This window comes from Gardnerella sp. DNF00747, from assembly GCF_049262675.1.
GTDB classification, from domain to species: domain Bacteria; phylum Actinomycetota; class Actinomycetes; order Actinomycetales; family Bifidobacteriaceae; genus Bifidobacterium; species Bifidobacterium swidsinskii.
Genome location: NZ_CP058394.1, coordinates 310,646 through 324,584, shown reverse-complemented (window position 1 = coordinate 324,584; position 13,939 = coordinate 310,646). Strand labels below are relative to the sequence as shown.

The following is a 13,939-nucleotide window of genomic DNA, read 5'->3' as shown; positions in this document are numbered from 1 at the left end:
AATACTATTCTTTTAATATTGCACGAGCGCGAGCATCCTTAAGCGCAAGAAATACACTGCCGACACCAATAAAAATAAGAGTAAACACAATTAACAAATACGCAACTCCAACGCCCAAAGTAGTGGCATTAAAAGTTTGCGGTGCGAAGCCGAACCAGCCAGCAGGAGCACCATAATTGAGGAAATTATAAGGCGCGCGCATTGCATGAACACCCCAACGAACACCAGCAAACTCGCTAAGCATAGCAGCATAAGCAACATAAGCAAGAGGCGGAACAGTAGAAACATACAAATGTGCGCGAGTAGAGCGGAAACGATAATCAAAAAGCACAAAATCAGCGATTGCAAGAAGCGGCGCAACTGCGTGAACGCAAAGGCTGCTGCATCCGTTATTCATGTAAGCGCCAACGAAACCAAGCTTATTGGTAGGTGCTAAGAAACACAGGTACAAAGTGAATGTGACAGCAATTGAGATAGTCATCATGAATTTGAAAATGTACCAAGCGTTGGATTTTGAGTCGAACCATGCGCAAGATGCTGCGGAATCTTGCTGCGCTGCTGAATCTACAGAATTACGAGCACGCATAAACGCAGCTGTATCAAGCAAAAGCGATCCAGCAAGAGCTACGCAAATCATCAGGTTAGAAAGATTCGTAAAATAAGTGAAGGTCATTAAGCCTTCCCACGAAGCAGCCATACCATAAACAGATGCGATGATTGCAATCGCACGTATTGCTGTGCGCGTCGCGTATTCGCGCGCTGTGAGCGGAGTCTTTTGTTCTAGCATGGAATCGTTTGCCATGTTATCTCGCTTTCGTAACTTCTATAATCTACTTATTGTTTACTTATATTTATGTTTACCATACTTATGGTTACACAGTTGCAAGCGAAAATATGTAGAAGAAGTTGCAAAAATGCGGCGCGATTTTTGTAGATTCCTGCAAGTGCTGCGAAACGTCGGGAATTTTCCAGCAAATGCTCCACGAAACTACCAACCAGAGACACGAACGCAGAACACAAACTGCACCAGTGTCCCAAAACAAGCAAAATCAGACACTCACGCAGAAGAAAGTAAGTCACGAACAAAAGATATAGTCGAAGGATGGTTCGGAGTGCGCATTTGCCGCAAAATCGCGGGCGGCGCTGAGATTACATCCGTAAAACCTGATCTAGATAGTGCTAGCGAAGGGAAACATTATGACAACATGCAACACTGAAAAAACAACTAACTGTAACGAAGCAAACGAATACTGCACAAGCTCAACAACGCAAGTCGACACATGCTTCTCTGTACGCGCACGCCGCCGCATGTTTCTTAACGACGTGCGTCAATGCATCGAACGCGTGCGCACACAGCAGCCACTCACCCATTGCATCACGAACGTAATCGTGCAAGACATTACAGCCAACGCACTACTCGCTGCAGGAGCGTCGCCGATCATGGTAACCGACCCAGAAGAAGCGCATGCACTTGCGCAAATTGCCACAGGCGTGCTCATAAACGTTGGCACATTCCATCAGCCAGAAACTTCCGAATACATGCGCGCAGCTGTTGAAGGATGCGAAAAAGCCGATACTCCGTGGGTGCTTGACCCGGTTGGAATCGGCGTTCCAGCACTTGCTCCACGCGCGCGCTTTATACACGAAATTATTAAGCACCACCCTACCGTAATTCGCGCAAACGCTTCCGAAATAATGGCACTTGCAGGCAAAGAAAGCAACGGCAAAGGTGTGGATTCTCACGATAACGTGAACGATGCTCTTCAAGCCGCGCGCGAATTAGCAAAAAAGTACGGCTCAGTAGTGGCAATTTCTGGCGAAAAAGACGCGATTTACGCTCACGGTTGCTTAGCTCGCGTAACCGGCGGACATAAAACTATGACTAAAGTAGTTGGAACCGGTTGCGCTTTGGGAGCGTTGGTTGCAGCATACGTTGGCGCAAACCCAGAACGTCCGCTCGCAGCAACTGTTGCAGCACACGTGCACGCAGCAGCGGCTGGAACTTGGGCAGCTCGTCAAACCACAGCTCCCGGCACTTTCCGCACACTGTGGATGGATGCGCTTTCAACTCTTAGCGTAAACGACATGTTTAGTTTGACAAATATTGAGTTTACGGTGGAGCCTGTTGATTGGACACTGTATTTGGTAACGGATCCGCGCATGGGAAATCGCCCGGAAGAAGAAGTTGCAGTAGAGTCAGTTGAAGGCGGAGTTACAGTTGTGCAATTGCGCGATAAGTATTCCGACGACGCTGAAATTTCAGCAAAGGCGAAGAAGTTGCGTCATGCGCTTATTGATTCTGAGCACGGCGATGTGCCTGTATTCATAGACGATCATGTTGATTGCGCAGCTCAGCTTGGTTTCAACTTGCACGTTGGGCAAAAGGATACGCCGTTTGTTGAGGCGCGAAAAGCGATGCCGGCCGAGTGGATGGTTGGGCTTTCTTGCGCTCGACCGGATTTGATGGAGAAAGCTTACCGCGAGTGCAAAGAAAATGACGTTCCGCTGCCGGATGTGATTGGCATTGGTGCAGCTTTTGAAACGCATACGAAAGCGCACGACGTGCCGCCGTTGGGAGTTGACGGAGTGAACGAAGTGGCGAAAGTTGCGCACTCTATGGGCGTAAAAACGTTGGCAATTGGCGGAATTCACGAGAACACAGTGTTCCCTATTCGAGGTCTTGAGCTTGACGGAGTTTGCACAGTGTCGGCGCTTATGTGCGCTGAGGATGCTGGGAAAGTAGCGCGCGAGCTTAAAAGCGTGATTACTGAGTAAAGCGAACGTTCCGAGTTGCTTTCGCGCGCGCTGTGCTGCGCTCAAGCATGTCGTCGCGCCAACGCGAGACAACGCTCGCACTATAAGCGCGCGCTCACGCAGTTTGCCGCAAGATTCGTACGGAGTGGTTTACAGGTCCATGACCGCGCTCGCCGCCGCGCCCAACATGTAATTCACTTCCAGCCGCAATCGCCTCTCGAAGCCACGCCGTTGACCATTCAAGTGCGCAAAGTACAGTATCGTGATCGCTCAAATTCTTTTCCTCGCGCAAAGCAAGCCCAATTTTCGTAGCAAGCGCAGAAGAAAGCGAGCAACCAGTTCCGTGAGTTGTGCTTGTTTCAACTCGTTCGCTTGGTACGTGCCGCGCGTCACCATCCGGGAAAACCGCAGTATTTCCAACGTCTTCGCCAGTTAAGTGCCCACCTTTTACGATTACAACAACACTGTTTTTTGCAGCCAACTTGCGCGCCTGGTTGCAAGCTTCCTCAAAGTTTTCCGCAACGCGCGATTCGCACAAAGCCGCCAATTCCGGCACGTTTGGCGTCACTACATCAACGCAGCTTATAAAGTTTCGCATCGCATTTTCAGCACTCGCCTCAAGCAAGCGCTTCCCGGAAGTTGATATCATCACCGGGTCTAGAACAGTTACAGGAACCGGGTTATCGCACATCCAGTCTCGCATTGCTTCAATATATTCTGTGCATCCAAGCATGCCGATTTTTAGTGCGTCAACTGTAACGTCGTCGTACACGCATGAAAGTTGAGTGCGGAAAAAGCTTACTGGCGGCGTGAATACTTCGCGCACTTCGCACGTGTTTTGCGCAACCAAATTAGTTGGTATGCACATGCCATAACCGCCTGCCGCCATAATTGACTTGAGATCTGCCTGTATTCCGGCTCCACCTGTTGGGTCTGTGCCAGCTATGCTTAGCACGCGCGGAATGATTGGGTCTGATTGCTGCATAGGCGATTGCGCATGCTGCAAGTCATGCTGTTTGCTTGATACTAGCGTCATAACTTTTATTATATTGCGTCGCAGGCGAATATAGTTTCATGAGAAAGTATAGTTTATATTACATTTTGTTTAACGTGGCGCGAGTTTCGGGGGATTTCTCTCCTCGCACGTCCCGTCCTTCGTGCGCTCTGGCTGCTAAAAGAGTTTAGTGTGTTCGCCTATCTTTAAAGAATGTAGCTTCTCAGTCCTCTTTTAGTGCTCGTAGAGAAATCCCCCAAACTCTGCGTGCTTAATGTTTAATAACCGTGCCTTATCGCAGAGATTTTTCGATTTTTCTTCTTCACTCGGTGAATCAGCAGCCTGCGGCTCTGACGTTCACCTCGTTCAGTGCGAAAAATCTCAAATCTCTACCACACTAATATCCACGCGACTGAATAACGCGCAATTAAGATGTATATAACCTATTGCGTCGCAGGCAAATATGTTTCGCGGGTGAGTTTGGACTTACGCAAACGCTATAAGTCCAAACTCATACGCATTTTACGCGTCAGCGTCGAAGCCACTTGAACTTGAACTTTGACTTGAGTTTGAAGAACGGCTTGCCGCTTCGAAGCACTTCTGCAGAAGCGTCGCAATGCTTGCTGTCAGTGAGTGCGCCGAATCCGTGACCACTAAGAACCAACCCAAGCCATCCGCGCCTACCGAACGCGCCGGATGCCAAGAACAACGCCAACAGCACGCCAAATATGAAGCTGAACCATATTGCAGCTTGACCGCCGCTGTAAGGCAGAGCAACCGGACGAACCAGGTAACCAAAGCTGAAGTATCCGACTAAGTGGCCTCTGTTACCGTTATCACCAAAGCCGTCGCTTTCATTGCTGGACTTATCTTTTGCGTGTCCATACAAAGCGTACTCAACTCCGTCACCGTCAGTCTTTAACTTCTTGAACGCCGCAGTATCCACGGAGCCATCTTTGCCCATTATTGACTTGCAGCTGTCAAAATCAGTTGCGCCGCCAGCCTTCTTGACTTTGCATGCAACTAGGCTAAAGTTGCTGAGATCACCGAAACTGTCGTAATCGTCGTGGACATCCGCAAACAGAGTCTTTCCACTCTCCTTGCTTTGAGACTTCGAAACTTTTCCGTCCTTGTATTCTACAGGATTACCCTTAACCGTGAGCTTAGCGTAGTCCTTCTCCTCCATCGTTACAACGTAAGGATTATTAGCATCCGCGTGACCACTGAGAAGCGATCCTGCAGTTGCAGCAAAAGTTGGCTTAACGTTATCAACAGGCACCAGGTACACAGGCATTACGAATTCGTAGTTGGCATCGTTATTCCAGCCGCCTTCTTTGCCTCGCGTTTTATGAGTATCTCCAACCCAGCTATCGCCATATGTCATAATAACCGACAAACCATTATCTGGATTCTTAAGAACCTTATGACCAATTAAGTCAGATCCAATACTGCCAGACCTACCCCATGCGCCAATATTAGCGAAGTCGGTAAGCGAAAGACCAGTATTACTACTTTCAGACGTTACGCCAGAGCTATTAGGAATAGAATATCCACCGCCGGTACCACCCTTTGAAATCATATCTATGACGTTTACATACCAAGTTTCTTCAGTAGTACCACCATTGTCGTTATCAGCGCCGTTAGCAGCAGAAGCAGCACCAGACCTATGGTCTTCAGACGGATTATACGTATAGAAGTGCGTATTCCAATCAAAGCTGAAGCCGTTTCGACCTTTCTCACCATCAACCTTATCGCTACCTCTTACTTCTGGCAGCAAGGATGGCTGACAATCAGCAAACGCCCATTGACTTCCATCAACATAGTTTCCACACTCGTTTGCTGGGTGCAAAGTACTGTTACGCTTAAGCTTCAACGCATATTGCAAATCATTAAGCGTAAAGTTGCGCTTAGTTGAAGCATTATACAGATACAGAAGAGACTTCTTATCTTTCGAAAGAACGAATCCTGGATCATACGAACGCCCAGCTACGCGCAGAGCTTTACTATTATCTTTAGTTTCTTCGAAGCTAGTAGGCGCATCAGCTAAGTAGTCTGCAGCACCCTTACTATCGCTACCATGCTCACTATCTACGTTTTCAGGCGCACGCAATCGCACAAATCGCGTAATCTTATTTTCTCGCGGATTTGGCACAAGCACGCGGCTTCTCCAGCCTCGAGTCATAACAGCTACGTCTTGTATATTCCCTACTTGGCGGCCACTATAGGTAGGCGGATTCAAAGGCTTATGCTCATCGTCCATAGCACTATAGTCATACTTCCTAAAAGTCACCATAGTTTTACCAGGCTCAAGCCTTGGATCCTCATTCGTAACGATTTCACTATCGTTTTGAAGCCAAATTCCCTTCTTTGGTTCGCCCGCAAAGTTGTTTTCACTGCGCAAATCCATTCGTATTGCGCGCTCCTCGTGACCGCTTAGCAGCATTGGGTGTATTTGCACTATTTGACGCTTCATAGTAACACCGAAGTACACGCAGTCGGACGACTTCTTCGAACCAGACCAGTTGTCTGCGCTCCAGTAATCCGGACGGCATACTTCGCTAGGCTTTTCTTTTGCGTAAGCCATTGGCAGCACGTCAAGAGTATCTTCTGAACTAGCGTCGTCTTTGTAAGAGTTTTTACCTTTTGCAGCGCGACCTTTTGCAGCACGCGTATTTCCGCTGTTTCTGCTATTTCCGCCGCTTCGATTACTTCCACCGCTTCTTGCAGTCTTATTTCCGTCTCTATTAAGCGAATCATCGGAAAGATCTTCAGGGCTTCTAACACCAGGCATATACGTCCATGGACCAACTTCAAGACGACTGCGTGCTCGAACCACGCTTCCTGGAGCTAAGAAACCACTAGGGAATGTTATAACAGCATTACCATCATTATCGTGATTAAGCGTTACTTCATTCGGCTTGAAAGTACCAGCGCATACACTCCACGATCCATTCCAGCATACGGAAATTGTTTTACCAATGCTGGTTTCCAAGTTAGTCTCATTTGAGTTTGCAGCAGAGCCAAAAAGACCATTACTAGTAACAGGTTTCTCAAGCTCTGAAGCAGGGTGATAGTAAACTACCATTCTTTTAGCTCCATAGCCTGATTTAACGACAACTTTATAATCGCGGTTTTGTGAAGAACCATCTTTGCTGAGCCAGTCATCATACTTTGCAAATTCATTGCTTTTACCATCGTACGCAACAACAGATGGTTTCACCATGTCTGTCCACGTAGCCTTAAAGCATCCAACAACAGTTTTTGCACTTTGCTTTCCAGCACTATCCGTAGTTTCAGCATACATTGTAAATACAGTTTGCTTATTTACACTTGGGTTTTCTAAATCTGTGCTTCTGTATTTTTCAACAAACCTTCTAAGCAAATGTTTATTTGTAACGCCGTTACTAACAAACTTCACCATCGGACTAGAAGTTTTACCACTAGAATCCTGAATATTATTCGCTTGAATATACACATTCAGATTATTAACCAGCACTTTACTGTTTATACTATTCGGGCACAAAGTGACGTATTGCTTATTAAATATACCGCCATGTTTCCACTCTCTTGTGCATTTGCCAGATTCGTAAGCATTGAAATCATCGTCTAGTTTTAATGCTGCAGGTAAATTAATCGTTGCATTATCAGCTTCATACCAAGCTTTATTACCTGCATAAATTTTCTTATCAAGAGTAATAACATCATCATCAACTGTATTGCAGTTATTCACATCGCCGTTAATCATGCATTTTCCGTGAATATCCCATGGCTTACCGTCCCACTCCTGATAACTCTTCGCACTAATCGTCGGCTTCTCATTATCAACCGGCATAAACCACACGTTTATCACGTTCGTTGTGTTATCTGGCGTCTTACTAGGCTCACGAAGCAGAAGATCGTTCGTAACCTGACCATTATTCACATAAAGTTGCGCATGCATGAATGGCCTGTTATTTGCGTATCCCTCAGGCTTCGAAGTACCTTCACCGTACGCGTCGTAGTCGTTCATAGTGTCAACATCAATATTCTTAGTTATAATGTCGCCAATATTTTCGCCGTCTGCTTGACCGTTCAAATCTTCACCGCCAGGCATCAGGAAGTCCTTGTGAATAGCATATTCACTAACATATTTATCTTCACCAGCATGCTGGCTACCCTTATTTTCAATAAGCTTATCTGTAATATGTACTTCACTTCCGTTTTTCATATTTACAGAAGCATTGTAAGAGAATGAAGAAGAATCCATAATAAATTCTTTAGGCGTGTACTTCACTAAATTAAGCTTATTTCGCCACTGACACTTACCTTCTTGCGCAACACCGTTATGAGCAGCAATAGACGCAGCGCATGTATTGTCACGCACAGCGTAACCTAATCCACCAGCAACAGCCATAGGGTACGAACCATTCCATGCATCAAATTGCTTATTATCCGCCGCACTCATAGGAGTTAGCGAAGGCTGCGGCTTACTTTCCTCTTGCGTATTTATGTTCGGCGTACCTTTTACAAGCTTTAGCACATCCTGAAGGTTTAACGCCTTACCATTGCCGCCCTTACGGTATGAGTTTATGTTCCACTTGTACACAAAGTATTGCGTGCCAAACTTCTGATTTCCATGCAAGCCGTTTTGCAGCCCGTCAAATCCAGGATCGTTTCGCCCGTCAACACTTTTCTTGTTGTTGTCTACTAATCCCCACGTATAGTCCTTGCGCATATCAACGAAGCGCGTCACCTTATGCTCAATCGGGTTAAGCGTAGTCTCGTCATCAGCTTCCAACTTTTGGAAAGAAAGAGTCTTTATAGCGTACAGCATTTCGTTAAGTTTATGTTTCTCATCTAGCTTGCCAATACCAGTAACGCCATCTAAGCACAGCTTCCACTGCTGATCCGTCTTCGACTCGCATGAATATTGAGGCTTATCGTCACCATAAGCATACTTTGCTTGAGTAGTTTTCGGCTTAAAGCCACTGTCGTACTGGTCGTAAGTATCGTACTTCTTTTGCCCTTTAACGCCAATTTCTTCCTTGCGGTAACCGAAAATTCGCTCGTTACGCTTATCGTGTCTCATCCAAGAAAGCATTGCCACGATTTCGTTATTATTAAGCTCAAACGGGTTCACTTGCACTAAGCCGTTTGGCCACGCAATATCGAGCGGAAGCGGGTCAGATTCTTCGTAATCCTGAAGATTGCCTGGCTCCATAAGCTTCCAAAGTTTATCTTGACGCCAATCTGGATTATTTTCCGGCACAGAGTAAGTGTCTACGTAAATTCTCGAACCAATTTCTGCAAAGTATTCCGGAATCGTAATATTTCCAGTTACAGGATCAAAAGTTATTTCGCACCTGTCGCCGCCGTTAGCAGTGCAACCCTTGATATGATCTCCAAGCTTTGCTGTAAGAATGCGCTTACTAAATTCTTTACGCCAATCATCGTTACTTTTCGCAGTTTTTTTAGCAGAACGATCTTCTCCTTCAGCATCTCGATCCTGACCCTTAGATTCTTCTGACTTAGCATCTTCAGAATCCTTGACGTTCTTAGAGTCCTTGCTATCGTTACTGACTTTATTATCTTTGCTTGCGCTACCGTTTTCTGCAGTATTAGCAGAATCACTCTGCTTGTTACCATCACTTACTTCAGGTTTTTGTACTTCAGATTTCTGAGTATTCGCATTCTTAGAAGAATCACCTTCGTTTAGCACAGCAAATCTTACTTTACTGCGCTTTCCAGGAGCATTGCGCTTTTTAGAATTCTTCTTAGAACTATTCTTAGCTGTCTTATTCTTAGAATTCTTCTTAGTATCCTTCTTGGTTGCTTTTGAAATCTTCAAGGAAGCAGGCTTGTTGCTAGTTTGAGGCTTATTAGCTTGCTCATCCTGCTGATTTTGGGTAGAGTTCTCCCTTGGTTTGGCATTATCAGTTTTTTCGCTATCAGCTTTAGCTTTATTGTCAACTTTCGCCTTACCGTCAGCCGCCTTACCGTCAGCCGACTTGCCGTCAGCTGCCTTGTCATCAACTGCATCTCTGTCCTCTAAAGCAGCTCTATCCTCAGCAGCTCTAGACCCATCCGGGCTTGCAGCATCATTATTGTGATTAAAAGTATTAACCTGATGCCAAAGATCAGTCTTCTTATTACCGTCTCGCTGAATAACAATGCCGTAGCAACTGCCATCATTTGGACACAGCTTATCGTAGTTATGATCCTTCCTAGGCTTTTCCTTACCGCGCGCCCAAATCCTAACCATAATCGAGCGCACGCGCTTATCTTCATCCCAAGGATTCACTCGCCCAACATAATGTCCATTCGGCTTCTTATCCCACCAAACGTTTGGCAAACCATAGCCAGGAGATACAATAATCAGCTTAATTTTCTTTATTACGGAATTACCTGCAGCATCCCAACCATGGAATATCAAATCATGCACACCGTGATTTCTATTCTGATCGCCCACTAATACTGTAGGAGAACCATCATCTTTAGAATTTTTGCTGTTAGTAACCCAGCCAACTTGATCCGTCTTACTATCAGATTCACCATTTTTATGAATGAATTGATCGTAGCTTATTGTAGTAAAATCGCCGCAACCGCGAGTATCGCAATCATTCTTTTTGTCACGCGGAGTGGTAATCATATCGAAATCATTGCGCACAACAACTTTTTTACTATCAAAGAATCTCTTATTTTTATCGTTAGTAAAGTAGTCGGTAGCTTCCTGCGGCTTTACGCCAAGCAAAATCCTCTTATCGTCATGACCTTTAACCCAGAACTTAATTTTGCTATTAACAGGAATCTTCAAACCATCAGCTGGAGCATCAACAGGATTTCCATTATTCACGCTCACTTTTACATCCAACGTTGGCTTCTCGTAATCAACATACGGGAATACAACAGGTATAACAGTAGTCGAATTATCCCAGAACGTAATCTTTACGTACTTTACAAACACATAATTTGGCAAAACTTTAGGTTCCTTGCCATCTTGCAGCTGAGCACTATACTTGTTGCGCATCCAAGTTCTGTAAATACGCTTGATTTTAGCCAAGACTTTGTCTTGCAAGTCTTTCCTTACAGGATCTCCAGGCTTCAACTCCTTACCGTCATCGCCCGTCTTAGGAGCATCTTTTACAAACCAAACATTACGCTTAGTAGCATTTTGCGCTTTAGGCCAGCATTCAGGCATGCTGTCTTCACGATCCTCACCCATAGCTGCACGATCGTTGTTTGCAGCGGAATTATCGTCACTATCTATGGATCTAAATGAAATAGAAGACCTAGACTGACCGTTAATTTTATCCTTGTATTCGTCAAGAATCTTAGAATGACCGCAAGGATTTACAACGCTAACAATAGGCACTTTAGCAGCAACGCTTAAATCAGCATCCTGAAGAGTGTTCGAGCGAGACTCATCACCCCACTTATTCGTCCACTCAGCTTTATAAACAGCAAGATTCTTAAGCGGAGTATTAGAATCTCCATCCGGATTATTAGTCAAATAGTTAGCGTCAAGCGGATAATCGTTTGTCTTAGAGCCCTTCTTCTGCTTTATGGAACCATACCTATGCCTTGAACCATACTCATCTTTATTAACAGGCGGGAACAAGTTAGGATCGAAAGCCATTACCTGCCTATACAAATCAGAACGCTTGCCAACAAAATTCACAAACCCAGCATTATTATCACGATTATCAATAATAAGAGGATTAGGAAGCGGCTGATCGTAAGAATAATACTTAGGAGTCTTGTTATTTTCGTCATATTCCTCAGTTTGCAAAGGCTTAAACACGTCTGCTTGCGTAATAACCCTATACCACAAATCCTGAGTTTCACTCATATGATACGTTCTATCGTTATATCTAAGCTCAAGCTTATGCCTACCAGGCTCTGAATCCTTCGTATTATGGTCGTTCATACCAGGATTACGGAACCACTGATTACCTCGAGCATAGCCGTTATTCGGGGAATAATAATCAGGCAATAAGCGTATATCTTGGTTCTCGTTCATAAGATATGAAGTTCCCAAAGGCTGATTTACTATTCCAAGCAACACACTAGAGAATGAAATATGCCTGTGCTCAAGATAATTACCACTGTCACTGTTGTACGGACCCAAACCAGTACCCTTAAGGAAGTGGTATCTAGGAGCCTGAATATCCATAATTCGCGGCGCACCATACCACTGCTGATGCATTACAGTGTACATGTAGAAGTTAGCGTCACGACCAAAATTAGTCATGGAATATTTACTGGCTTTAGTAACACCAAACGGGTCAGTAGCACCATAAAAACCTTGGCTCTTTCTCTTACCATAGTAAGATCCTGCAGCGTAGAAGAATGAAAAGTTTTCGCAACCCGTGCCATCACCCACGTTATTAGAAGAGCAATATGAGTTGTTTTTAGTCGTAGAAGTTGTAGTAGTGAAGTGAATCTTATACGTATAAGCAATCTCGCCAGACTTAATATTGTTCACAAAACTAAATACGCGCTGCGTGTCATCTTTTATAGATCTATAAAGATTTTGCACGAGAGCAACATAAGCAGGACTATAGCCTCTGTTATAGCTTCCTTCAACTTTAGGAACAACTTTAAGATCGCCTTCATCCAAAGCACCATAGCTACTGGATCTAATGCAGTCCAAACCTTGACCATCACGGCACCAACCAATAGCGTCAGAACTACCCAAATCCTCAGTTGTTACAGCATCCGGAAGGATCCTAGAATAATTGCCATTCTTACTGTCGTCAGTGCCGCGCATCTTATTCCAAGCTGCGACTAAGTCATCTCCAGAATCAAAATCGTTACCGTCAGTTTTAATGCTGCATAAACCGTTAGGATTATCCCACGAGAATGAGCAGGTTTCGCGAGGAGGATTATTATTGCCTTGATTCTTCTTATACAAAGCAGTAGCTTCCCTGCCACTGTAAAGAACACGCTGAATATACTGCCTTCCGCCTTCGCTACCCTTGTCTAGAATCTGACCTTTTGGAATCGTAAAGTAATCAAGAGCAGCACCAGCGCCTTGAGTACGGCCGCCAGCGTTAAAAATAATATCCCACACGAAGCCACCACCGGAAAGCTTAGGGGTGCGCTTTACAAACACGAAATCTGCAGTATCATCTATAGGCAAGTTAATTCTGTCGACGCCGGAACCCTTATGGTTAAAGGCCATGTTGCGTAAACGGCCCATAATAAAAGTGCCCTTAGGATACGGAGTAAAGTAAGTTGCGCCGTAATGATCCGTGCCAGAAGGATCTTCAGGTACAGAACCGTTTTCGTAGTGGCCGCGAGGTCTCGTTGCTGCACTAGCAAATTGGTCGCTAGATTCCAAGTTGTATCCAAGGCTATTAACATCCAAATCGTGACCGTTCGTAGCGCGCAAACCAGCACCATCGCCGTCAGTAGTAATGCATGCGCCTAAAGCGTAATCCTTGTTACATCCAGGGCGATACACTTCGTAAGATTCACGAGCTGAGTAATTCTTAGCGTCGCGGTTTTGCGCTTTTGCTCTTTCTTCTTCTGCAGCGCGCTCAAAAAGTGACTTTGGTTGAGATCCGAACGGAGAACCAAATGGAGAATCAAATTGAGAGTCAAACGGAGAAGCAAACGGAGAAGCAAACGGCACGCCTGCGCCAGAGCCTGCAGAAGGATTAAAAGATTGAGAGAGTAGATTCCCTGAATCTACAGATCCTTGTGAATTGTCGAAACTCTGTAACGCAGAAGATTGAGATGATGCAGATAAGCCTGAATTAGAGTCTGGATTATTAGAATTAGAGTTAGAATCAGACTTTGGATCAGACTTTGTGGAATTATTTGCGGAATTATTAGCACTATCCAAAGCAACTGCGGTTTCAGCAGTAATGCAAATAGGTAGCAACATTGCTACCGAAAGAGAACAAACAAGAACAGTTTTAAGAGCAGAGGCAAAAGAGCTACTGAACGCACGATATGCAAAAACAGACTCGCGTTTAGATGAGCGTTTATTCACGCATTTAGCTATACGATTATCCAAACGATTAGACACACGACTAGCTAAACGCTCAGCCGCGCTCTTAGCCACACGGCACATATTCTGAGTCGTACGTTTAGCTACACGAGTTGCGCATTGAGTCAATTGACCTATACGAACAAGAACGTTTAGCATAATCGTCCAAATACTCTTCATTGTTTCCACCTGTTTTGCATTGTTTTAAACTGCTT

4 protein-coding genes and 1 riboswitch are annotated in these 13,939 nt (G+C 45.0%); of the genes, 1 reads left to right on the top strand and 3 read right to left on the bottom strand.

Annotated elements, in window-relative coordinates; genetic code table 11:
* Positions 1 to 4 precede the first annotated feature (4 nt).
* Entirely contained in the window at positions 5 to 802 is a 798-nt protein-coding gene (locus tag HXT32_RS01155) for a hypothetical protein (RefSeq protein WP_116431556.1), read from the bottom strand.
* Positions 803 to 1,098: 296 nt separating this feature from the next.
* Positions 1,099 to 1,208, top strand: a riboswitch (TPP riboswitch).
* On the opposite strand from HXT32_RS01155, the gene thiM reads away from it, so the two are divergent.
* On the top strand, positions 1,198 to 2,775 hold the full coding sequence (gene thiM, locus HXT32_RS01150) for a hydroxyethylthiazole kinase (protein WP_033888471.1): 1,578 nt from the start codon (positions 1,198 to 1,200) through the stop codon (positions 2,773 to 2,775). (Overlaps the previous riboswitch by 11 nt.)
* A 94-nt stretch (positions 2,776 to 2,869) precedes the next feature.
* Here the strand turns inward: thiM and thiD are convergent, their stop codons facing one another.
* Positions 2,870 to 3,790 (bottom strand): bifunctional hydroxymethylpyrimidine kinase/phosphomethylpyrimidine kinase, encoded by a 921-nt coding sequence (gene thiD, locus HXT32_RS01145; RefSeq protein ID WP_004109304.1) that lies wholly within the window; start codon positions 3,788 to 3,790, stop codon positions 2,870 to 2,872.
* A 487-nt stretch (positions 3,791 to 4,277) separates the two neighbouring features.
* Positions 4,278 to 13,904, bottom strand: coding sequence for a hypothetical protein (locus HXT32_RS01140; protein ID WP_422118998.1), 9,627 nt, complete (start codon positions 13,902 to 13,904; stop codon positions 4,278 to 4,280).
* Between the last annotated feature and the right edge of the window lie 35 nt (positions 13,905 to 13,939).

What these genes read in the sequence shown, in the direction of transcription:
- HXT32_RS01155 (WP_116431556.1), bottom strand. Translation starts at nt 802, where the DNA reads ATGGCAAACGATTCCATGCTAGAACAAAAGACTCCGCTCACAGCGCGC.
- thiM (WP_033888471.1), top strand. Translation starts at nt 1,198, where the DNA reads ATGACAACATGCAACACTGAAAAAACAACTAACTGTAACGAAGCAAAC.
- thiD (WP_004109304.1), bottom strand. Translation starts at nt 3,790, where the DNA reads ATGACGCTAGTATCAAGCAAACAGCATGACTTGCAGCATGCGCAATCG.
- HXT32_RS01140 (WP_422118998.1), bottom strand. Translation starts at nt 13,904, where the DNA reads ATGAAGAGTATTTGGACGATTATGCTAAACGTTCTTGTTCGTATAGGT.